The following is a 21,742-nucleotide window of genomic DNA, read 5'->3' on the forward strand; positions in this document are numbered from 1 at the left end:
GCGGGCCGGTGATCTGACGCGGGAAAAGAAAAAGGCCGTGTTCCTCATGAACACGGCCTTTAATTTGGCTCCCCGACCTGGGCTCGAACCAGGGACCTACGGATTAACAGTCCGGCGCTCTACCGACTGAGCTATCGGGGAATTGATGCTCGTTGTTGCTTTTACCGCTTGATGTCCGACCTTGTTGCTGTCGTACATCCAGATTTTTGGCTCCTCGACCTGGGCTCGAACCAGGGACCTACGGATTAACAGTCCGGCGCTCTACCGACTGAGCTATCGAGGAACAGAGCCGCGCATTCTAGGCATCGAGTCGCGGTTCGTCAAGAAACCGGCGACGATTTTTTCAAGAAATCGTCGCCGGCCGGATACGTCAGGCCTTGACCACGGCCGCGATCGCCTTGGCGACGTAGCCGATGTTCTTGGAGTTCAGCGCGGCCAGACAGATACGGCCGGTGGAGACCGCGTAGATGCCGAAGTCGGTCTTCAGCTTCTCGACCTGGGCGGCGCTGAGGCCGGTGTAGGAGAACATACCGCGCTGCTTGATGACGAAGGAGAAGTCCTGCGCCACGCCTTCGGCCTTGAGCTGCTCGACCAGGCCGGTACGCATGGCGCGGATACGGTCGCGCATGCCGGCGAGCTCGTCTTCCCACTGCTGGCGCAGTTCGGCGGAGTTCAGCACTGCGGCCACGATCGCGCCACCGTGGATCGGCGGGTTGGAGTAGTTGGTACGGATCACGCGCTTGACCTGCGACAGTACGCGGGCGGATTCGTCCTTGCTGGCGGTGACGATGGAGAGCGCGCCGACGCGTTCGCCGTAGAGCGAGAAGCTCTTCGAGAACGAGCTGGAGACGAAGAACTGCAGGCCGCTGGCCGAGAAGGCACGCACCGCCACCGCGTCGGCGTCGATGCCGTCGGCGAAGCCCTGGTAGGCCATGTCGAGGAAGGGCACCAGGCCGCGGGTGCGGCAGGCCGCAACCACTTCATCCCACTGGGCGTCGCTGAGGTCGGCGCCGGTCGGGTTGTGGCAGCAGGCGTGCAGCACGATGATCGAGCCGGCGGGCAGGCTTTCCAGCGTGGCCTTCATGCCGGCGAAGTTGACGCCGCGGGTGGCCGCGTCGTAGTACGGATAGGTTTCGACCGGGAAACCGGCGGATTCGAACAGCGCGCGGTGGTTTTCCCAGCTCGGGTCGGAGATATACACGCTGGCGCCGGGCAGCAGGCGCTTGAGGTAGTCGGCGCCGACCTTGAGCGCGCCGGTGCCGCCGAGCGCTTCGACGGTGACGACCTGGCCGTTGGCGATGAGTGCGGAATCCTTGCCCAGGAGCAGGTTCTGCACCGCGTTGTTGTAGGCGGCGGGGCCTTCGATCGGCTGGTAGCCGCGCGGCGGCATGGCTTCCAGGCGGGCCTTCTCGGCAGCGCGAACGGCAGCCAGCAGCGGGATCTTGCCGTTGTCGTCGTAGTAGACGCCGACGCCGAGGTTCACCTTTTCGGCACGGGTGTCGGCGGCGAAGGCCTCGTTGAGGCCGAGGATCGGGTCACGGGGCGCCAGTTCGACGGCGGCGAAGATCGATGCGGACATGAAGACTCCAGTTGCGCTAGCGGTTCTGTCGCACCCGGCGCGGCGATCTGCCGTGCCTTGCGGCGCGATTTGGGAAATAATCGATGTTTCGTTCGCCCGGCCCACACGGTGAAGGCGCTTGAAACAAGGCGGAAATTCTAGCATGCAGAGTTCGACCGACAGCGGTTCCAGCAGTGCGCAGGTGCTCAGTTTCGAAGGGAGCCCGTTCCGGTTGCACCAGCCCTTTCCGCCGGCGGGCGATCAGCCGACGGCGATCGCACAGCTGTGCGAGGGCATCGAGGACGGCCTGATGTTTCAGACCCTGCTCGGCGTGACCGGCTCGGGCAAGACCTACACCATGGCCAATGTCATCGCCCGCATGGGGCGGCCGGCGCTGGTGCTGGCGCCCAACAAGACGCTGGCGGCGCAGCTCTATGCCGAGTTCCGCGAGTTCCTGCCGGAGAACGCGGTCGAGTATTTCGTCAGCTACTACGACTACTATCAGCCGGAAGCCTACGTGCCGCAGCGCGACCTCTTCATCGAGAAAGACTCATCGGTGAACGAGCATATCGAGCAGATGCGGCTGTCGGCCACGAAGAGCCTGATGGAGCGGCGCGACGTGGTGATCGTGGCGACGGTGTCGTGCATCTACGGTATCGGCGATCCGGTCGATTACCACGCGATGATCCTGCACCTGCGCGAAGGCGAACGCATGGGGCAGCGCGACCTGATCGCGCGCCTGGTGGCGATGCAGTACACACGCTCGGACATGGATTTCCGCCGCGGCACCTTCCGCGTGCGCGGCGATGTCATCGACGTATTTCCGTCGGAGAACGCGGAGCTTGCGATCCGCATCGAGATGTTCGACGACGAGATCGAGCACCTGACGCTGTTCGACCCGCTTACCGGCCATCTCAAGCAGAAGCTGGTGCGCTTCACGGTGTATCCGTCCAGCCACTATGTGACGCCGCGGGCGACGGTGCTGAAGGCGATCGAGGCGATCAAGGACGAACTCAAGGAACGCGTGGCCTGCTTCCAGCGCGAGGGCAAGCTGGTGGAGGCGCAGCGCATCGAGCAGCGCACCCGCTTCGACCTCGAGATGTTGAACGAAATGGGCTTCTGCAAGGGAATCGAGAACTACTCGCGCCATCTCTCGGGCCGCGGCCCGGGTGAGCCTCCGCCGACGTTGATCGACTATCTGCCGGCCGATGCGCTGATGTTCGTCGACGAGTCGCACGTCGCCATCGGCCAGGTCGGTGGCATGTACAAGGGCGATCGTTCGCGCAAGGAAAACCTTGTCGGCTACGGCTTTCGCCTGCCCTCGGCGCTGGACAACCGGCCGCTCAAGTTCGAGGAGTTCGAGCGCCTGATGCCGCAGACCGTCTTCGTGTCGGCCACGCCGGCCGCCTACGAGGCGGAACACCAGGGCCAGGTGGTGGAGCAGGTGGTGCGGCCGACCGGGCTGATCGATCCGGTGGTCGAAGTGCGACCGGCGACCACCCAGGTGGACGACCTGCTGGGTGAGATCAAGAAACGGACCGCCGTCGGGGAGCGGGTGCTGGTGACGGTGTTGACCAAGCGCATGGCCGAGGATCTGACCGACTACCTCGGCGACAACGGGGTCAAGGTCCGTTACCTCCACTCGGACATCGATACCGTGGAGCGTGTCGAGATCATCCGCGACCTGCGGTTGGGCGAGTTCGATGTGCTGGTCGGCATCAACCTGCTGCGCGAGGGGCTGGACATTCCCGAGGTGTCGCTGGTGACGATACTCGATGCGGACAAGGAGGGCTTCCTGCGTTCCGAGCGTTCGCTGATCCAGACCATAGGCCGTGCGGCACGCCACATCCACGGCACCGCCATCCTCTACGCCGATCGCATGACGGATTCGATGCGGGCGGCCATCGGTGAAACCGAGCGTCGTCGTACCAAGCAGATTGCCTTCAACGAGGCCAACGGCATCGTGCCCAAGACGGTGACCAAGCGGATCAAGGACATCATCGACGGTGTCTACAATGCGGATGGCGCCAGTCGGGACGCTGCGCGTGTCGGTGAGGCGAGGGTCGATTACGCGGCGATGGACGAGAAGCAACTCGCGCGCGCCATTAAGAAGCTGGAGAAGGAGATGCAGGAGCACGCCCGCAACCTGGATTTCGAGAAGGCTGCGGCGGCGCGGGACGAACTATTCAAGTTGCGGGAGCGCGCCTTCGGCGCCGACCAGCACGGCAGCATCTAGGGAGGCGAAGGAGTGAAACGGGTTTTGTTCGTGTGCACGGGGAACATATGCCGATCGCCCACTGCGGAGGGCGTGGCGCAGCATTTCATCCAGCGCGGCAAGCTCGACGGCATGGTCGAGGTCGATTCCGCTGGCACGCACGGCTATCACGCCGGTGAGGCGCCGGACCCGCGTTCCGTCAAGGCGGCGGCGCGGCGCGGCTACGACCTCAGCCGCTTGCGCGCGCGCAAGCTCGATGCTGGCGATTTCCAGCGCTTCGACCTGCTGCTGGCAATGGATCGCGGTCATCTGGAACTGATGACCCGTGCCTGTCCGGAGGTCTACAGGCCCAAGCTGGCGCTTTTTCTCGACTACGCGCCCCTGGCGGAGTTTGACGAGGTACCGGACCCGTACTATGGCGGTCCCCAGGGTTTCGAGGCGGTGCTCGACCTGTGCGAAAGCGGCGTCGGAGGCCTGCTGGACAGGCTGGTACGCTGAGCTCGATCACGGCAGCGCTGACGTAATGGAAAAGGCCACCCCGCGGGGTGGCCTTTTCCTTTCGGCACTTTCGCGCCTTGCCTTACTTACGGGTTTCGACCTGCTGCAGCGGTTCGCTGGCGACTACGGCCACCGGGCGCGGCTTGCGGCCGATATGCTGGGGCTGCTCGGGCGCGCCGGTGCCGAAGCTGGCCAGCTTGTCGCGGTTGGTCTCGATCAGTACCAGGCCGCTGTCAGCCAGTGCGGGGCCGAGATCGATCGGCGTGCTGGTGGCCGGTGGCTGCGGCGCAGCGGGACGGGTAGTGGTCGTTTCGACTTCCATGGCCTGGGTTTCCGTCCCGACCACCGCAACTGGTGCCGGTTCGGCAACGATAGTCTCTGCCACGGCGGCCTCAGCGCTGGCGACTTCAACTGCGACCGGTTCGGCCGAGGTGGCCGGCTGAGCTTCGATTGCAGGAGCTTCTACAGGCGCACTCGATGCGACCGCTTCCTCGGCGGCAACAGCCACCACGACGACCTCCGATGCGGCAGGCTCGGCAGCCGACGGCAGGTCTTGCTGCGTGCTGACACTGACCGGCAACGGTGCCGCTTCGACCACGGTCTCGACCGTCGTGACGGAGGTCGCGGGGACAGGCAGTTCGGCGGCAACTTCCTCAGTGACCGCTGCCGGTTCGGCCAGCACAACCTGCTCGTGGAGCGGCTCGGTCGGTTCGACAGCCGGCTCCGCGGGCGCTTCCGCGACGGCGACAGCCTCGACCGCGGGAGCGGCCGGCGATGCCACAACTTCGTCGACGACCTCGGCGACAACTTCGGCGGACGACGGCTCGGCGACTGCGCCGGCTTCGGTCACTTGCTCGCCGGCGGCGTCCGGACCGCGGCGGTCGCGGCGGCCACGGCCGCGGCGACGGCGTTTCTCCGGGGTTCCGCTGTCGAGCGATGCCTCATCTTGCGTGGACGGAGCCGTCACGGTTTCGGCAGCGGACACGATCAGCTCTGCCGGCACGGCGGCGACAGCCACATCGGACACTGCTTCGATGACCTTGTCGGCCGGCTTCTCGGCAGCTTCTTCGCCGCGTCCGGCGCCCCGCTGGCCGCGGCCGCGATTGCGACCGCCTTCGCCGCGTTCTGTACGCTCGCCGCGTTCTGTACGCTCCTGAGACTGGCGCTGGGGCTTCTCACGCTCGACGCCCTCGGCGCGTTCGCCACGTTCACTGCGGCCGGTGCGACCGCCTTCGGTGCGCTGCGCTGCGCTCTCTTCACGTTCGCCACGATCCGGCCGTTCGCCGCGTTGGCCTTCGCGGCGGTTGCGGTTGCCGTTGCCACGACGGTTGTCGGTGCTGCGTTCGCTGCGGCCGCGGCCTTCACGGCGTGTGGGTGTTTCCGGCGTAGCCGGGGTCTCCGGTGCGGCGGCGGGTTCGCTGCGGAACCAGCTGAGAATGGTCTCGATCAGGCCGCGACGCGGAGCAGTTGTGGCGGCGGGCGCAGCCGCTTCGGCACGATGCTCGACGATGGGGGCTGGCTGCTCGGGCGCGATGCCCTTGACGGCGGCTTCCTGGCGGGCCGGCTTTTCGCCATCCTTGGTCGGCAGGCGCGGTTCCTCGTCGGCGGGCTTTTGCACCATCTGGTAGCTGGCCAGCGCGATGTCCTCGAGGTTGAGCTGGTCGTGACGCAGGCGGATGATCTCGTGCTGCGGCGTCTCCAGATGGCGGTTGGGGACGATGATCAGCTGCACCTTGTGGCGCATCTCGATGCGCGCGATGTCGACCCGCTTCTCGTTGAGCAGGAAAGTGGCGACATCGACCGGCACCTGCAGGTGCACCGCGCCGGTGTTTTCCTTCATCGCCTCTTCTTCGAGGATGCGCACGATGTGCAGCGCCGAGGATTCGGTGCTGCGGATGTGGCCGGTGCCGTTGCAGCGCGGGCAGGGGATGTAGCTGGTCTCGGCAAGCGCCGGACGCAGGCGCTGGCGCGACAGTTCGAGCAGGCCGAAGCGGCTGATCTTGCCGGTCTGCACGCGAGCGCGGTCGTGGCGCAGCGCGTCGCGCAGGCGGTTCTCGACTTCGCGCTGGTTCTTTTGCGACTCCATGTCGATGAAGTCGATGACGATCAGGCCGCCGAGGTCGCGCAGGCGCAGCTGGCGGGCGATTTCGTCGGCCGCTTCGAGGTTGGTGCGGAAGGCGGTTTCCTCGATGTCGGCGCCCTTGGTGGCGCGGCCGGAGTTCACGTCGATCGACACCAGCGCTTCGGTGTGGTCGATGACCACGGCGCCGCCCGAGGGCAGGCCGACCTGGCGCGAGTAGGCCGATTCGATCTGGTGCTCGATCTGGAAGCGCGAGAACAGCGGCACGTCGTCCTGGTAACGCTTGACCCGGTTGACGTTGCCCGGCATGACGTGGGCCATGAACTGGCGCGCCTGCTCATAGATGTCGTCGGTGTCGATCAGGATCTCGCCGATTTCCGGCTGGAAATAGTCGCGGATGGCACGGATGACCAGGCTGCCTTCCTGATAGATCAGGAAAGCGCCCGACTGGCTGGTGGCAGCGCCCTCGATCGCGGTCCACAACTGCAGCAGGTAGTTGAGATCCCACTGCAGCTCTTCGGCGTTGCGGCCGATGGCGGCGGTACGCGCGATCAGGCTCATGCCTCCCGGTACTTCGAGCTGGTCCATGACGTCGCGCAGTTCGGCGCGCTCGTCACCCTCGACGCGGCGCGACACGCCACCGCCACGGGGGTTGTTGGGCATCAGCACCAGATAGCGGCCGGCCAGCGAGATGTAGGTGGTGAGCGCCGCACCCTTGTTGCCGCGCTCGTCCTTCTCGACCTGGACGATGAGTTCCTGGCCCTCGCGCAAGGCTTCCTTGATGCTCGCCTTGCCGGCGTCTACGCCGGGCTGGAAATAGGAGCGGGAGATTTCCTTGAAGGGAAGGAAACCGTGGCGCTCGGCGCCGTAATCCACGAAAGCGGCTTCGAGGCTGGGCTCGATTCGGGTGATGACCGCCTTGTAGATGTTGCTCTTGCGTTGTTCTTTTGCGGCCGATTCGATATCGAGATCGATCAGTTTCTGACCGTCTACGATTGCGACGCGCAGTTCTTCGGCCTGCGTCGCGTTGAAAAGCATGCGCTTCATTTAGGTCGTTCCCCCGCGCAAAGCACACGGGCAGGACGAACGGCGCGCACCATCGCGCTTTCCGGGATCAGGAGCGATTGGGTAAGGCTGCTTTCTTCCGGTGGTTGATTGGGCTGTGATGGAGCGGCTGGTCGAAATTCTCGTATTCCCGCTCGATACCGGCATGCCGTATCGGAGCCAGAACATTTGATCCTGCGTGCGTGCTACGCGAATAAATCCAACTGGTAGATCGAAGAGTGTGTCTTACTTTATTGATTGCGTTACCATCGCCGCCTTTTTGGGCTTCGTACGGCACACATCGGTTCTTCCGGGAGCGCTCGTGCGGGCTCGTCGTCGTTCATCCACCACCACCTTCGGGCGCGAGGGGATGTCGACCGCAACCGGAAAAACTGTGCGCAAGTATATTTCAGGATGACGACTCAAGGCAAAGCGCTCGCAGTCCGACACGAACGCATCGACGATGCGGCCGCCGGCCAGCGCATCGACAACTACCTGCTGCGGCTCGCCAAAGGCGTGCCCAAGAGCCACGTCTATCGCATCCTGCGCGGCGGCGAGGTGAGGGTGAACGGCAAGCGGGTGCAGCCGACCTATCGGCTGGTGCTCGGCGACGAGGTGCGGATTCCGCCCATGCGTGTGGCCGAACCGACCCGTACTGTACCGGCGCCGGCCGGCAAGCCGCTGCCGGTGGTATTCGAGGACGACGCGCTGCTGGTGGTCAACAAGCCGTCGGGCAAGGCCGTGCATGGCGGCAGCGGCGTGAGCTATGGCGTGATCGAGCAACTCCGCAGCCAGCGCCCCGAGTTGAAGATGCTGGAGTTGGCACATCGCCTGGACCGGGAAACCTCCGGCCTGCTCATCGTGGCGAAGAAGCGTTCGGCGCTTACCGCCTTGCACGACATGATGCGTGAGGGCAGGGTGGAGAAACGCTACCTGACCTTGGTGCCGGGGCGCTGGACCAACCCGATGCAGCATGTGAAAGTGCCGCTGTTCAAATATCTGACCCCCGAAGGCGAGCGGCGTGTGCGCGTGAGCGCCGAGGGCAAGCCTGCGCACAGCATCGTGCGGCTGGTGCGACGCTGGGCTGCCTACAGTCTGCTCGAGGTGGAACTGAAGACCGGGCGTACGCATCAGATTCGCGTGCATCTTGCCCACCTCGGCTTCCCGCTTTGCGGCGACGACAAGTACGGCGACTTCGCGCTGAACAAGGTGCTGGAGGGCGAGGGCTTGCGACGCATGTTCCTGCATGCCGCATCGCTGAGTTTCGTTCACCCGCTCACCGGCGAACGTCTCATATTCGAAGCGCCGTTGCCGGACGAATTGAACGATTTCATCGCCCGACTGGATGACAAGGAGTCCGCCGCACATGGCTGAACGTTTTGATCTCATCGTCTTCGACTGGGACGGCACGCTGATGGATTCGGCGGCCGCCATCGTGCGGGCCATACTTGCGGCATGTCGCGACCTCGGTCTCCCGGAGCCTAGCGAGGAGCGTGCTCGCTACGTCATCGGGCTCGGACTCGGCGACGCCTTGCGCCACGCGGTGCCGGATCTCGGCGCCGAGGACTACCCGCGCATGGTCGAGCGCTATCGGCATCACTACCTGGCGTCCGACCACGAGCTGACGCTGTTTCCCGGCGTGCCTGAAATGATGGGTTGGCTGTCGGGGCAGGGGAAAATGCTGGCGGTGGCGACGGGCAAGAGCCGGGTCGGTCTGGACCGAGCCTTGTCGCATTCCGGGCTGGGGGCGTATTTCCACGCCACGCGCTGTGCGGATGAGTGCTTTTCCAAGCCGCATCCCGCGATGCTGGAAGAGTTGATGGACGAGCTCGGGGTGGAACGGGACCGTACGCTGATGATAGGCGACACGACGCACGACCTGCTGATGGCGAAGAATGCTGGCGTTGCCGGGCTGGCGGTGGGCTTCGGTGCTCATCCGCGCGAGGCGCTGGAGAGCGAATTGCCGCTGGCTTTCGTCGATACGCCAGGAGCGCTCGATCGATGGCTCAGGGCGAACGTCTGATCTGCGCCGCCGAGGCGCTGGCCGACGGCGGCGACGGCATCCGGTTCACCGTCCTGCGCGCCGGGGTCGAGGAGCCGGCGTTCGTGGTGCGCTATCGCGGTGCGGTGCACGCCTATCTCAATCGTTGCGCGCACGTTCCGGTCGAGCTCGACTGGACGCCCGGCAAGTTCTTCGACCTGACCGGGCATCTCTTGATTTGTGCAGTGCACGGTGCACACTACCAGCCTGAAAACGGACGTTGCGTGATGGGGCCTTGCAAGGGAGGGCAGCTGTCGCGCCTGAGCGTGGTCGAGCGATCGGGGCAGGTATTCCTGTTGGAAGGTGAGCGATGAGTGGCGATGGCGACGGGAACAACTGGGAGCGCAAGCTGCTCGAAAAGCTGGCGCTCGAATCTTTGACCGAACAGCGGCGGCGGCGGCGTTGGGGCATCTTTTTCAAGCTGCTGGCCTTCGCCTATGTCGGATTCCTGATCTGGATGGCGGGTGACTGGGGCGAGTCCGCCGAGAATCTGACCGATGGCCGAGGGTATACCGCGCTGGTTGCGGTCGAGGGTGTCATCGATGCCGGCTCGGAAGCCAGTGCCGAACACGTCATCGCAGCGCTGCAGTCGGCCTATGAGGACAAGGCGGTGCGCGGCGTGATCGTGCGCATCAACAGTCCCGGCGGTAGCCCGGTGCAGGCCGGGATGATCAACGACGAGGTCTATCGTCTGCGCGCCACCCGCCCCGATCTGCCGGTGGTTGCGGTGGTCGAGGACATGTGCGCTTCGGGCGGCTACTACGTCGCCGTGGCGGCCGACAAGATCCTGGTCGACAAGGCCAGCCTTGTCGGCTCCATCGGCGTGCTGATGGACGGGTTTGGTTTTGTCGGCGCGATGGACAAGCTCGGGGTGGAGCGCCGCCTGCTGTCGGCCGGTGCGAACAAGGGTTTCCTCGATCCCTTCTCGCCGCAGCGTGACGGGCAGATGGAGCACGCGCGCGGTCTGCTCGACGACATTCACCGGCAATTCATCGAGGTGGTACGCAAGGGGCGGGGAGCGCGGCTGAAGGATGCGCCGGAACTGTTCTCGGGTCTGGTGTGGACCGGTGCGCGCAGCGTGGAGCTCGGACTTGCCGACGGCTTCGGCACGGTAGAGTCGGTCGCGCGTGATGTATTCCAGGCCGAGGAGATTCGCGACTTCACTCAGAAGCCCAGCGTTGCCGAGCGCTTTGCCCGCCGTTTCGGTGCGAGCATGACCGAAAGCGTTGTTGGCGCGCTTGGCCGGATCAGCCTGCGCTGAGCCGGTCGGACGGGCCAAACGCGTTCAGGCGTTCAGCGCGCAAGCAGCAGGAAAAGGGCGGGGCGTTTGGCGAGTGCCGGACGTGTCTCGCGCCGCCACCGGTCGATCGGATGCGTGACGATGTATTCGTTCGGCGTGGTCAGGTCGCACGCGATGCAGAGTCGGGTTTCACGGTGGCCGAGTCGGAGCAGGGCGTCGAGCATGCGCTCGTTTCGATAGGGCGTCTCGATGAAGATCTGCGTGCGATCGAGGCGTCGCGACTCTTCTTCGAGTCCGCGGATGCGGGCGTCGCGCTCGGCTTCGGCGACCGGCAGATAGCCGTGGAACGCGAAGCTCTGGCCGTTGAGTCCGGAGCCCATCAATCCCAGCAGAATCGATGACGGCCCGACCAGTGGCGCCACCGCGATACCGCGTTCGTGGGCGCGTGCGACAACGCGGGAACCCGGGTCGGCCACGGCCGGGCAGCCGGCGTCGGACATCAGCCCGATATCGTCGCCCTGCAATGCCGGTGCAAGGAGGGCGTCGAGAGCCGCCGCCGACGCGTTCTCCGGTAATTCCTGGATATCCGTGTCGCGCAGTGGCTGTGGGTAGCCGATGTGCTTGAGGTGAGCGCGCGCCGCACGCGCATTCTCGACGATGAAGTGAGTGAGCCTGGCCGCGATCGCCTGCGTCTGCGCCGGCAGAAATCCCGGCCAGTCGGTGCCGCCCAGTCCGACCGGGATCAGGTAAAGCGTGCCGCAGGTGCGCGGCGCCGGGCTTCCGGCGCGCTGTCCGTGTTCCGGGTTCATGGCAGATCGATGCCCTCGGCACGCAGCATGCGCGAGAGGGCAATCAGGGGCAGGCCGATCAGTGCGGTCGGGTCGTCGCCAGAAAGGGCATCGAGCAGCGAAATCCCCAAGCCTTCGGATTTGGCGCTGCCGGCGCAATCCAGCGGCTTTTCCTTGTCGACATAGCGCCGGATCTCTGCGTCGGAGAGTTCGCGAAAACGGACCTCGGTCGGAACTCCCTCGCAGTGAACACGGCCGCTGCGGGTGTTGATCACGGCAAGGGCGGTATGGAAGATGACGGTTTGTCCGCTCATGCGGGTCAGTTGCTCGATTGCGCGCGCCTCGGTGCCGGGTTTGCCGAAGATCGTGTCGCCAAGATAGGCGACCTGATCGCTGCCGATCACCAGGGCGTCGGGGTGATGTTCGGCGACAGCGCGCGCTTTTTCGACGGCAAGGCGTTCGGCGGTGGCGGCGGGGTGTTCGCCTGGAAGTGGCGCCTCGTCGGTGTCGGGGCGGGCTACCTCGAAGGGGTATTGCAGGCGTTCGAGCAGCAGGCGGCGATAGGACGACGTGGAGGCAAGTACGAGTTTCATGTTTTCGTGTGCGGTTACGGAATTTGGTGCACGCCCGGCTAGGGCTTCGAGGGCGGTGCAAGCTTTGACAGACGGTTGAAAAAAATAATATCATGCGCCTCTTATGTCGCATCAAGACGTTCAATCCGTTGTAATTTCCGATCCTTTCCGCTTTGCTGCCGATCTCCGCAGTCTGGGTGGTGAGGTGCGGATTGCTGCGCTTGAGCGGCTTGCGGACTTCCTTGCGAATACCGACGGTGTGGTCAGTTACCGCATCGACGGATCTGTCGATGAGCAGGGTAAGCCGAGGTTGCGGCTTGTGGCCGATGGTCGCCTTGAGTTGCGTTGTCAGCGTTGTCTCGAGGGCATGAGTTGGGATCTGGTTCTGGAGTCGGTGTTGCAACCGGTTCGCCCGGGTCAGGGCATTCCTGACGAAGAGCTTGAAGACGACGAGGTTGATGCCTTCGAGGTGGAGGCCGATCTTGATGTGATCGGGCTTGTCGAGGACGAGATTCTGCTGGCGTTGCCAATCGCGCCGCGGCACGAGAATTGTGATCAGCCTCGCCCGGTCAATGGTGAAGGCAAGCAGTCGCCTTTTGCTGTGCTGGCCGGCTTGCGTGGCGGCGGCAAGGCTTGAACGAAATTACGTAGTACCTGTGAATTAGGAGTTTTTCATGGCAGTCCAGCAGAACAAGAAGTCCCCCTCCAAGCGTGGCATGCACCGTGCGCACGATTTCCTGACCGCGCCGTCGCTGGCTGTCGAAGCGACCACCGGTGAAGTGCATCTGCGTCACCACATCAGCCCGAACGGCTTCTATCGCGGCAAGAAGGTCGTCAAGACCAAGGGCGAATAAGCCTGCTTCCTGAATTGGAGGCGGCGCAGAGCGCGTTGCGCCTGCGCCGCCTTTTTTATCCGATGTTTCTGAATCACGCGAGAAGCCGATGAGTGTCACCGTTGCAGTCGATTGCATGGGTGGCGATCACGGCCCGGTCGTGACGCTGCCTGCCGTGTTTGCGTTCCTGCGCAGTCACGCGGATGCGCGTGCGATCGTGGTCGGTCGAGAAGAAGTGCTGGCGCCGCTGTTGACGCCTGTGGCAGGTGAGTTTGGCGATCGTCTCGTATTGCAGGCGGCGACGGAAGTGGTCGGCATGGATGAGGCGCCGGCCAATGCGATGCGCAGCAAGAAGGATTCGTCCATGCGCGTCGCCGTTGATCTGGTGAAGTCGGGTGTCGCTGCTGCCGCAGTTTCTGCCGGCAACACCGGCGCCCTGATGGCGATTTCCCGCTTCGTACTGAAGACGTTGCCGGGTATCGATCGTCCAGCCATCGCCACCGTGCTGCCCAGTCGCAATGGCCGTACCTATGTGCTCGATCTCGGTGCGAACGTGGATTGCACGCCCGAGCACCTGCTTCAGTTCGGCATCATGGGTGCGATGCTGGTTTCCGCGGTGGAGCACATCGACCGGCCGACGGTCGGCCTGCTCAATATCGGCGAAGAGGCGATCAAAGGCAACGAGGTCGTCAAGCAGGCTGGCGAGTTGTTGCGAACCAGCGGTCTGAATTTCACCGGCAACGTCGAGGGCGACCAGATCTACAAGGGCGCGGTCGACGTCGTGGTGTGCGACGGTTTCGTCGGCAATGTGGCGCTCAAGACTTCGGAAGGCCTCGCGCAGATGCTGGCGACCTTCCTGCGCGAGGAGTTCAGCCGCAACTGGCTGACGAAACTGATGGCGGTGGTGGCGCTGCCGGCGCTGAAACGCTTCAAGAAGCGGGTCGATCACCGCCGCTACAACGGCGCGTCGCTGCTCGGTTTGCGCGGCGTGGTGGTCAAGAGCCATGGTTCGGCCGACGCGTTTGCTTTCGAGCAGGCCATTGCCCGCGCGGCTGATGCCGCATCCAACCGCTTGATCGAACGTATCGAGGAGCGCATGGCGACGATGAATCAGGAGGCAGCAGCATGATCCACGCGAAGATCGCCGGCACCGGCAGCTATCTGCCGGGCGAACCGGTGACGAACGACGATCTGGTTGCGCGCGGCATCGATACCTCTGACGAATGGGTGGTGACGCGGACCGGCATCCGGACCCGCCACCTTGCGGCTGCCGATGTCGGTGCCAGCGACCTCGCGCGCATTGCGGCCGAGCGTGCGATCGAAGCCGCCGGTTGCGAGGCGGAAGACATCGATCTCATCATCGTGGCGACGTCGACGCCCGATTACATCTTCCCGAGCACTGCGGCCTTGCTGCAGTCCAAGCTGGGTATCCGCAATGGCGGAGCGGCGTTTGACGTGCAGGCGGTGTGCAGCGGTTTCGTCTACGCCTTGAGCGTGGCCGAGAAGTTCATTCGATCCGGCAGTCACAAGCGCGCCCTGGTGGTTGGTGCGGAAGTGTTTTCCCGCATTCTGGATTGGTCCGATCGCGGCACCTGTGTGCTGTTCGGGGACGGAGCAGGCGCGGTGGTGCTCGAGGCGTCGGAGCGTCCGGGCATACTCACCACGGCGCTGCACGCCGACGGCAGTCATCATCCCATCCTGTGCGTGGCCGGCGGTGTTGCGTCGGGGCAGGTCATCGGCGACCCCTTCCTGCGCATGGACGGCCAGGCGGTCTTCAAGTTCGCGGTCAAGGTGCTGGGCGACGTGGCGCTCGAAGTGCTCGAGCAGGCTGGCGAAGCGGCCGACAGCGTCGATTGGCTGATCCCGCATCAGGCCAACATCCGCATCATTCAGGCGACCGCCAAGCGGCTCGGCCTGTCCATGGACAAAGTGGTCACGACGGTTGATCGTCATGGCAATACCTCCGCTGCCTCGATTCCGCTGGCGCTCGATCTCGCCGTGCGCGATGGGCGCATCCGGCCGGGGCACCGCGTCATCATCGAGGGTGTTGGCGGTGGTTTCACCTGGGGCGCAGCCCTGATCGATTTCTGATTTCTTCCGACCGATAGTGGAGAGATGATGGCTTTTGCGCTGGTTTTTCCCGGCCAGGGTTCGCAGTCCGTCGGCATGATGGCCGCCTACGGCGAGTCGGCGGCGATCCGCGATACCTTTGCCGAAGCTTCCGCCGCCTTGGGCGAGGATCTGTGGCAGATGGTTTGCGAGGGGCCGGCCGAGCGCCTGGCGCTGACGGTAAACACCCAGCCGCTGATGCTGACTGCCGGCGTGGCGGCATATCGCGCCTGGCTTGCCGGTGGTGGTCCCAAGCCGAGCATCGTTGCCGGCCACAGTCTCGGCGAATATGCCGCACTGGTTGCCGCAGGTTCGATGGCGTTCGCCGATGCGGTTCCGTTGGTGCGCTTCCGCGCTCAGGCGATGCAGGAAGCGGTGCCGGCCGGAGAAGGTGCGATGGCGGCCCTGCTTGGCCTGGAAGTGGATGCCGTGCGCGAGGCCTGTGCCGAAGCCGCACAGGGCGAAGTGGTCGAGGCCGCCAACCTGAACGCGCCGGGGCAGATTGTCATTGCCGGCGGCAAGGCGGCGGTGGAGCGTGCGGTGGAAGTGGCCAAGGCCAAGGGCGCCAAGCGCGCGGTTCTGCTGCCGGTGTCGGCGCCTTTCCATTGCGCCTTGATGCGGCCAGCGGCCGAGCGCCTTGCTGAACGTCTCGCCGGCGTCGAAATCCGCAAGCCCGAAATCGACGTGCTGAACAATGTCGACGTCGCTGTCTATGATGATCCCCAGAAGATCCGCGATGCGCTGGTGCGCCAGGCTTTTTCGCCGGTTCGCTGGATCGAGTCCGTCCAGGAGATGGCGCGTCGGGGCATGAGTCATGTCATCGAGTGTGGTCCCGGAAAGGTGCTTGCCGGCATGACCAAGCGTATCGCCAAGGAAGTCGAGGGTGGCTCGGCGCACGACGCCGCCAGCCTCGAGCAATCGATTGCGGCTGTGAGGTAAGAAATGAGTTTTTCGCTTGAAGGGCAGGTTGCCCTGATAACCGGCGCCTCGCGCGGCATCGGTCGCGCGGTGGCGATGGAACTGGGTCGGTTGGGCGCAACGGTGGTGGGTACTGCGACCTCCGAAGGTGGCGCAGCCGACATCGAGAAGGCTGTCGCCGAAGCGGGTTACAAGGGTGCGGGTCTGGCGCTGAACGTTACCGACGCGGAGGCCTGCGAAGCATTGATCGGCGAGGTCGAGAAGCGCTTCGGTGCAGTCGGCATCTTGGTGAACAACGCCGGGATCACGCGCGACAACCTCGCGATGCGGATGAAGGACGATGAGTGGGATGCGGTGATCGACACCAATCTCAAGGCTGTCTTCCGCATGTCCCGGCTTGTGATGCGGGGCATGATGAAAGCCCGGAGCGGCCGCATCATCAATATCACTTCGGTCGTCGGCAGCGCGGGCAACCCCGGACAGGCCAATTACGCAGCGGCCAAGGCCGGCGTGGCGGGCATGAGTCGCGCGCTGGCGCGTGAGCTGGGCAGCCGCAACATCACCGTGAATTGCGTAGCACCCGGCTTCATCGATACCGACATGACCCGTGCGCTGCCCGATGCGGCACGCGACGCTCTGCTCGGCAGTATCGCACTGGGTCGTCTCGGGCGTCCGGAGGAGATCGCTGCGGCGGTTGCCTTCCTGGCTTCTCCGGCGGCGGCCTACGTCACCGGAACGACGCTGCATGTCAACGGCGGCATGTACATGTCATGACCGTTCGCCGCGATAGCGGTAACGGTGCTTTTTGGTAGAATACGCCGGCTTTTTTTCTTACATACCTGCATCTTTCAGGGAAGGAGTTTGTTCATGGAGAACATCGAACAGCGCGTCAAGAAGATCGTCGCTGAGCAACTTGGCGTGAACGAATCGGAGATCAAGAACGAGTCTTCGTTCGTGGACGATCTGGGCGCGGATTCGCTGGACACCGTGGAACTGGTCATGGCGCTGGAAGAAGAATTCGAGTGCGAAATTCCGGACGAAGAAGCCGAGAAGATCACTACCGTCCAGCAAGCGATTGACTACGTCAACGCCCATCTGAAGAAGTAATTCGGTTTTCCATCCGGATTTCGCGCTGACGGAATCCGGATCGATTTAAACCTCTCCGCCTCGTTTTATTACGGAGTTGCCTGTGTCGCGTCGTAGAGTCGTCGTCACCGGTCTGGGACTCGTCTCACCGGTCGGCAATACTGTTCCCGAAGCCTGGGAAAACCTGCTTGCCGGCAAGAGCGGCATTGGCCCTATCACCCGTTTCGATGCTTCCGCTTTTGCCGCGCGTATTGCCGGCGAAGTGAAGGGCTTCGATGTCACGACCTATCTGTCGCCCAAGGAAGCGCGACGGATGGACGTATTCATCCATTACGGCATGGCAGCTGGAATCCAGGCCATCCGTGACTCCGGCATCGAAATCAATGATGTGAACGCCGAACGGATCGGCGTGAATATCGGTTCCGGCATCGGCGGTCTGCCGATGATCGAGGATACCCACGATGACTACCTTGCTGGTGGTCCTCGCAAGATTTCTCCCTTCTTCATTCCCGGTACGATCATCAACATGATCTCCGGCAATCTCTCGATCATGTTCGGCTTGAAGGGGCCGAACATCGCCGTGGTGACCGCGTGCACCACTGGCCTGCACGCTATTGGCACCAGCGCGCGCATGATCGAATACGGCGATGCTGACGTGATGGTCTGCGGTGGTGCCGAATCGACCGTGACTTCGCTTGCCATCGGTGGTTTCTCGTCGGCGAAGGCCTTGTCCACCCGCAATGACGATCCGGCTACCGCGAGCCGGCCGTGGGACAAGGAGCGCGATGGTTTCGTGCTCGGCGAAGGTGCCGGGGTCATGGTGCTGGAAGAATACGAGCATGCGGTCAAGCGCGGCGCGCGTATCTACGCTGAACTCGCCGGTTTCGGCATGAGCGGCGATGCCTTCCACATGACCGCACCGGATACCGATGGCCCGCGTCGCAGCATGGTCAACGCGATGAAGAATGCCGGCGTCAATCCGGATGAGATCCACTACCTGAACGCCCACGGGACGTCGACGCCGCTTGGCGACAAGAATGAAACCGATGCGATCAAACTCGCTTTCGGTATCGATGCGGCGAAGAAGCTGGTGGTGAATTCCACCAAGTCGATGACCGGGCACCTGCTCGGTGGGGCGGGTGGTCTGGAGTCGGTGTTCACGGTGCTGGCGGTCCATCACCAGATCTCGCCACCGACCATCAACATCTTCGAGCAGGATCCGGAGTGCGATCTTGACTATTGCGCCAATGTCGCGCGGAAGATGAAGATCGATGTGGCAATGAAGAACAACTTCGGTTTCGGCGGCACCAACGGAACCTTGGTGTTCCGTCGGGTTTAAGCCTCGAGGTGCCGCGCGGATGCGGTACCCGCTGAAACTCGACGTGCGTCCCGCGAAGGGCGCAATCGCGTCAGTCCTTGCGTTGCATATGCTCGCAGGACTGGCGCTTTTTCATTTGAGCCCGCCGTTGCCGTGGGTCTTTGCCGGCGCGACGACTGTGATCTGTGCGTCGGCTTGCTATGGCCTGTGGCAAGAGGCCGGGAAGTCTCATCAAGTGCTGCTTGAGCACGATGGCGGTGTCTCGATAAGGCTGGGAGGGCGGGAATTCGCTGCCCGGGTGTCGGCGGGTGGCGCCGTCGATTTCGGCTGGGCGGTGTGGTTGAGCTTGCACCCGGCTGGCGGGGGTGATCTGCCGTGGCGCCTGCGCCGTCTCATGCTGCTGCCGGCCAATCTGCCGGCAGGGCACTGGCGACTCTTCAGGATCTGGTTGCGTCACCGCGCGACGAAGGCGCCCGCGGCTTGAAGCCGCGTGGTCGCAGTACCGTGTCGCGGATGTTTGCCTGGGAGTCGGGATAGTCACGCGAGTAGTGCAAGCCGCGGCTTTCCTTGCGTTGCAAGGCACAGCGCACGATGAGGTCGGCGGTTACGACGAGATTGCGCAACTCGATCAGATTGTTCGACACGCGGAAATGCGAATAGAACTCGTGAATCTCGCGCGCGAGCAGGCGGATGCGGTGCTGGGCGCGCTGCAGTCGCTTGGTGGTGCGAACGATGCCCACGTAGTCCCACATGGCTCGGCGAAGCTCGGCCCAATTGTGGGAGATCACGACCTCCTCGTCGGCATCGGTTACCCGGCTCTCGTCCCAGTCGGGCAGCGGGAGCGGCTCATGCGAGGCTTTCGACAGGATGTCCTGCGCGGCGGCTTCGCCGAATACCAGGCATTCGAGGAGCGAATTGCTCGCCAGGCGGTTGGCGCCGTGCAGGCCGGTGCAGGCGGATTCTCCGACCGCGTAAAGGCCGTCCACATCGGTGCGAGCCGCGAGATCGGTGACGATGCCGCCACAGGTGTAATGCGCCGCCGGCACCACCGGGATGGGTTCGCGGGTGATGTCGATGCCAAGCTCAAGGCAGCGCGCATGGATGTTGGGGAAGTGATCGCGCAGCCAGGCTGCAGGCTTGTGGCTGATGTCGAGATACACACAGTCGACACCATGCTTCTTCATTTCAAAGTCGATCGCGCGGGCGACCACGTCCCGCGGCGCGAGCTCGGCCCGCGGATCGTGTTCCGGCATGAAGCGGGTGCCGTCGGGCAGGCGCAGCAGCCCGCCTTCACCACGGACTGCTTCTGAAATCAGGAAGGACTTGGCCTGCGGGTGATAGAGGCAGGTCGGGTGGAACTGGATGAATTCCATGTCCGCGACCCGGCAACCCGCTCGCCATGCCATGGCAATGCCGTCACCGGTGGCGACGTCCGGGTTCGTGGTGTAGAGGTAGACCTTCCCGGTACCCCCGGTTGCCAGGACCGTGTTGCGCGCACCGAAGGTGATGACGCGATCCTGCTTGATGTCCAGCACGTAGGCGCCGAGGCAGCCCTCGCCAGGCCGGCCTATCTTGTCGCCGATGATGAGATCGACCGCAATATGGTGCTCGTAGATGTCGATATTCGGGTGGCGGCGGACTTCCTCGCTCAGGGTGGCCTGAACCGCTGCCCCGGTCGCGTCCGCTGCGTGGATGATGCGGCGGTGCGAATGTCCGCCCTCACGGGTGAGGTGATAGCCGAGTTCTGACTGATCTTCGCGGGTGAAAGGCACGCCGCGGTTGATCAGCCACTCGATCGCACGGCGGCCGTTTTCGACGACGAAACGTGTCGCTGCCGGGTCGCAAAGGTAGGCCCCGGCCGTGAAGGTGTCCTGGATGTGTGCTTCGATGCTGTCGGTCGTGTCCAGCACCGCCGCGATACCACCCTGTGCCCAGGCGCTTGCGCTATCGGCGAGTTCCCGCTTGGTGACGAGTGCGACACGTTGATGGTCCGCGAGCCGCAGTGCAAGGGACTGACCTGCCGTGCCGCTCCCCAAGATGAGAACGTCGTATTTTTTTTGCAAGATGGGGGGTCGTTCGATTTGAAAGCGCGTGAATGATAGCACGCGCCTTCCACCCTTCACGTTCGTGAAACAGCGGGGTTGTCGGCCCGGCGAGGGGGAGGGGACTGTCGTTCAGCGGGGTACAGGCGCATCGACCAGCCGCTTGCGCGGGCAGTAGAGTTGGCTCGGTTTGATGGCAGCCGCGTTGCGGAGAAGGTGCCCATGCGACAGCAGGCGGCTTGCGAAGGGCTGCCTGCCATGCGTGCGCGCACCACCAACGATGGCGAGCATCGCTTCGTGGTCGAGTTCCAGGCTTTCGGGTAGATCCCTGATGACGATCATGGCCATGATCTGCTCCTCCGGGCTGGCAAGGGCAAGCGGAAACGAAGATTCCGCGTGGAGACGATTGCTTCGGCCCTGAGTATAGGTGTTGGATTGCGGGCTTGCGCCGTTGGGCAAGGTAACCGTTGGCTGCCTTGCCGGTTAGTTCAGAAGACGACGGCGGTGGCGGCGTGCTGGGTGGGGCTGACGTTGAGACGGATGGGTCCGAAGGCGTGGCCGATGACGCCGACGTTGTTGAGGGCATTGACCTCGACGTTCTGTAGCTGAACGATGCTTTGGCTGACGCCGATGTCGATATCGACGTTGGCGACGGGGCCGAGGCCCTTGAGCCAGGCATTGCCGCCGCGCACGGCGGTCATGGCGTGGCGATCGAGTTCGCGGCGCTGGGCGAGGTCACGGATGACGATGGCGGACATGGGATTCTCCTTTGGGGCAGCGGCGGCGGTTCGCCGCCGCATGGGCCGGGGTTCAGAAGCTGATGTTGTTGGTGGCGGTCTGGTTGGGCTTGACGACGGAGTGGATGTCGCTGGCGAAGGCGACGTTGTTGCCGTTGGTGTTGATCACGTTCTGGGTCTGGCCGATGAGTTGGGAGGCTTCGACCGAGAACGAGTTCTTGGTGACGGCGTGGTAGGGCATCCAGTAGGGGTAGAAGCCTTTCATCATGCCGCCGCGCACGGCGCTCATGGCGCTGCGGTCGAGTTCGGCGGTGGCGGGCAGGTCCTTGATGGTCAGGGTGTTCATGGCGGTTCTCCTCGGGGTTCGCTTGTGCGCTTTGGTTCAGAAGCTGATGTTGTTGGTGGCGGTCTGGTTGGGCTTGACGACGGAGTGGATGTCGCTGGCGAAGGCGACGTTGTTGCCGTTGGTGTTGATCACGTTCTGGGTCTGGCCGATGAGTTGGGAGGCTTCGACCGAGAACGAGTTCTTGGTGACGGCGTGGTAGGGCATCCAGTAGGGGGCGAAGCCTTTCAACATGCCGCCGCGCACGGCGCTCATGGCGCTGCGGTCGAGTTCGGCGGTGGCGGGCAGGTCCTTGATGGTCAGGGTGTTCATGGTGGTTC

General features: G+C 64.0%; 24 protein-coding genes and 2 tRNA genes. 15 read left to right on the forward strand and 11 right to left on the reverse strand.

Going from position 1 to position 21,742, the window contains the following annotated elements; all coding sequences use genetic code 11:
• Positions 1-65: 65 nt before the first annotated feature.
• From CJ010_RS09950 to CJ010_RS09960, 3 genes are all read right to left on the reverse strand, one after another.
• A tRNA-Asn gene (locus tag CJ010_RS09950) sits at positions 66-141 on the reverse strand.
• 66 nt (positions 142-207) lie between these two features.
• Positions 208-283: transfer RNA gene (locus CJ010_RS09955), tRNA-Asn, on the reverse strand.
• 87 nt (positions 284-370) lie between these two features.
• Complete coding sequence (locus CJ010_RS09960; protein WP_141017893.1) at positions 371-1,579, reverse strand: amino acid aminotransferase; 1,209 nt, start codon at positions 1,577-1,579, stop codon at positions 371-373.
• A 142-nt stretch (positions 1,580-1,721) separates the two neighbouring features.
• Between CJ010_RS09960 and uvrB the strand changes: the two genes are divergently transcribed.
• Both uvrB and CJ010_RS09970 read left to right on the forward strand, forming a co-directional pair.
• A complete protein-coding gene (gene uvrB / locus CJ010_RS09965; RefSeq protein WP_141017894.1) occupies positions 1,722-3,794 on the forward strand; it encodes an excinuclease ABC subunit UvrB in 2,073 nt (690 codons plus the stop codon).
• A 12-nt stretch (positions 3,795-3,806) separates the two neighbouring features.
• Positions 3,807-4,271, forward strand: a complete 465-nt coding sequence (locus CJ010_RS09970; RefSeq protein ID WP_141017895.1) for a low molecular weight protein-tyrosine-phosphatase — start codon at positions 3,807-3,809, stop codon at positions 4,269-4,271.
• An 82-nt stretch (positions 4,272-4,353) separates the two neighbouring features.
• Here the strand turns inward: CJ010_RS09970 and CJ010_RS09975 are convergent, their stop codons facing one another.
• Positions 4,354-7,398 carry an Rne/Rng family ribonuclease gene (locus CJ010_RS09975; RefSeq protein WP_141017896.1) on the reverse strand — a complete coding sequence of 1,015 codons (3,045 nt, stop codon included), beginning with the start codon at positions 7,396-7,398 and terminating at the stop codon, positions 4,354-4,356.
• A 411-nt stretch (positions 7,399-7,809) separates the two neighbouring features.
• Between CJ010_RS09975 and CJ010_RS09980 the strand changes: the two genes are divergently transcribed.
• From CJ010_RS09980 to CJ010_RS09995, 4 genes are read left to right on the forward strand one after another with little or no spacing between them, the layout of a single operon-like run.
• On the forward strand, positions 7,810-8,769 hold the full coding sequence (locus CJ010_RS09980; protein ID WP_141017897.1) for an RluA family pseudouridine synthase: 960 nt from the start codon (positions 7,810-7,812) through the stop codon (positions 8,767-8,769).
• Positions 8,762-9,418, forward strand: a complete 657-nt coding sequence (locus tag CJ010_RS09985) for an HAD-IA family hydrolase (RefSeq protein WP_141017898.1) — start codon at positions 8,762-8,764, stop codon at positions 9,416-9,418. The genes CJ010_RS09980 and CJ010_RS09985 overlap by 8 nt, the downstream gene beginning before the upstream one ends.
• Positions 9,397-9,750, forward strand: a complete 354-nt coding sequence (locus CJ010_RS09990; RefSeq protein ID WP_141017899.1) for a Rieske 2Fe-2S domain-containing protein — start codon at positions 9,397-9,399, stop codon at positions 9,748-9,750. Before CJ010_RS09985 ends, CJ010_RS09990 begins: the two co-directional genes overlap by 22 nt.
• Positions 9,747-10,697, forward strand: coding sequence for a S49 family peptidase (locus CJ010_RS09995; RefSeq protein WP_141017900.1), 951 nt, complete (start codon positions 9,747-9,749; stop codon positions 10,695-10,697). Before CJ010_RS09990 ends, CJ010_RS09995 begins: the two co-directional genes overlap by 4 nt.
• Positions 10,698-10,729: 32 nt before the next feature.
• Here the strand turns inward: CJ010_RS09995 and CJ010_RS10000 are convergent, their stop codons facing one another.
• Both CJ010_RS10000 and CJ010_RS10005 read right to left on the reverse strand, forming a co-directional pair.
• Positions 10,730-11,485, reverse strand: a complete 756-nt coding sequence (locus CJ010_RS10000; protein ID WP_141017901.1) for an SAM-dependent methyltransferase — start codon at positions 11,483-11,485, stop codon at positions 10,730-10,732.
• A complete protein-coding gene (locus tag CJ010_RS10005; protein ID WP_141017902.1) occupies positions 11,482-12,057 on the reverse strand; it encodes a nucleoside triphosphate pyrophosphatase in 576 nt (191 codons plus the stop codon). The genes CJ010_RS10000 and CJ010_RS10005 overlap by 4 nt, the downstream gene beginning before the upstream one ends.
• A gap of 103 nt (positions 12,058-12,160) precedes the next feature.
• Between CJ010_RS10005 and CJ010_RS10010 the strand changes: the two genes are divergently transcribed.
• From CJ010_RS10010 to CJ010_RS10050, 9 genes are all read left to right on the forward strand, one after another.
• Entirely contained in the window at positions 12,161-12,673 is a 513-nt protein-coding gene (locus CJ010_RS10010) for a DUF177 domain-containing protein (RefSeq protein ID WP_141017903.1), read from the forward strand.
• Between the two features lie 37 nt (positions 12,674-12,710).
• Positions 12,711-12,890: a 50S ribosomal protein L32 gene (gene rpmF / locus CJ010_RS10015; protein WP_141017904.1), complete on the forward strand. Its 180-nt coding sequence runs from the start codon at positions 12,711-12,713 to the stop codon at positions 12,888-12,890.
• Positions 12,891-12,978: 88 nt separating this feature from the next.
• The gene (gene plsX / locus CJ010_RS10020) at positions 12,979-13,998 is read left to right on the forward strand and encodes a phosphate acyltransferase PlsX (RefSeq protein ID WP_141017905.1); all 1,020 of its coding nucleotides are present in this window, start codon (positions 12,979-12,981) and stop codon (positions 13,996-13,998) included.
• On the forward strand, positions 13,995-14,960 hold the full coding sequence (locus CJ010_RS10025; protein WP_141017906.1) for a beta-ketoacyl-ACP synthase III: 966 nt from the start codon (positions 13,995-13,997) through the stop codon (positions 14,958-14,960). Before plsX ends, CJ010_RS10025 begins: the two co-directional genes overlap by 4 nt.
• 27 nt (positions 14,961-14,987) lie before the next feature.
• Positions 14,988-15,917, forward strand: coding sequence for an ACP S-malonyltransferase (fabD, locus tag CJ010_RS10030; RefSeq protein WP_141017907.1), 930 nt, complete (start codon positions 14,988-14,990; stop codon positions 15,915-15,917).
• A gap of 3 nt (positions 15,918-15,920) precedes the next feature.
• Positions 15,921-16,670 carry a 3-oxoacyl-ACP reductase FabG gene (gene fabG, locus CJ010_RS10035; protein WP_141017908.1) on the forward strand — a complete coding sequence of 250 codons (750 nt, stop codon included), beginning with the start codon at positions 15,921-15,923 and terminating at the stop codon, positions 16,668-16,670.
• A 93-nt stretch (positions 16,671-16,763) separates the two neighbouring features.
• A complete protein-coding gene (gene acpP, locus CJ010_RS10040) occupies positions 16,764-17,003 on the forward strand; it encodes an acyl carrier protein (protein WP_011765359.1) in 240 nt (79 codons plus the stop codon).
• Positions 17,004-17,085: 82 nt separating this feature from the next.
• Positions 17,086-18,321 (forward strand): beta-ketoacyl-ACP synthase II, encoded by a 1,236-nt coding sequence (gene fabF, locus CJ010_RS10045; RefSeq protein ID WP_141017909.1) that lies wholly within the window; start codon positions 17,086-17,088, stop codon positions 18,319-18,321.
• 19 nt (positions 18,322-18,340) lie between these two features.
• On the forward strand, positions 18,341-18,784 hold the full coding sequence (locus tag CJ010_RS10050) for a protein YgfX (protein WP_141017910.1): 444 nt from the start codon (positions 18,341-18,343) through the stop codon (positions 18,782-18,784).
• On the opposite strand, the gene nadB is transcribed toward CJ010_RS10050, so the two are convergent.
• From nadB to CJ010_RS10075, 5 genes are all read right to left on the reverse strand, one after another.
• The gene (nadB, locus tag CJ010_RS10055; protein ID WP_141020646.1) at positions 18,738-20,363 is read right to left on the reverse strand and encodes an L-aspartate oxidase; all 1,626 of its coding nucleotides are present in this window, start codon (positions 20,361-20,363) and stop codon (positions 18,738-18,740) included. The genes CJ010_RS10050 and nadB overlap by 47 nt on opposite strands.
• Before the next feature lie 111 nt (positions 20,364-20,474).
• Positions 20,475-20,690, reverse strand: coding sequence for a hypothetical protein (locus CJ010_RS10060; RefSeq protein ID WP_141017911.1), 216 nt, complete (start codon positions 20,688-20,690; stop codon positions 20,475-20,477).
• A 140-nt stretch (positions 20,691-20,830) separates the two neighbouring features.
• The gene (locus CJ010_RS10065; protein WP_141017912.1) at positions 20,831-21,100 is read right to left on the reverse strand and encodes a hypothetical protein; all 270 of its coding nucleotides are present in this window, start codon (positions 21,098-21,100) and stop codon (positions 20,831-20,833) included.
• A gap of 52 nt (positions 21,101-21,152) precedes the next feature.
• Positions 21,153-21,425, reverse strand: a complete 273-nt coding sequence (locus tag CJ010_RS10070; RefSeq protein WP_141017913.1) for a hypothetical protein — start codon at positions 21,423-21,425, stop codon at positions 21,153-21,155.
• 36 nt (positions 21,426-21,461) lie between these two features.
• Complete coding sequence (locus CJ010_RS10075; RefSeq protein WP_141017914.1) at positions 21,462-21,734, reverse strand: hypothetical protein; 273 nt, start codon at positions 21,732-21,734, stop codon at positions 21,462-21,464.
• Positions 21,735-21,742 lie beyond the last annotated feature (8 nt).

Origin of the sequence: Azoarcus sp. DD4, from assembly GCF_006496635.1 — a bacterium.
Lineage (GTDB): Bacteria > Pseudomonadota > Gammaproteobacteria > Burkholderiales > Rhodocyclaceae > Azoarcus.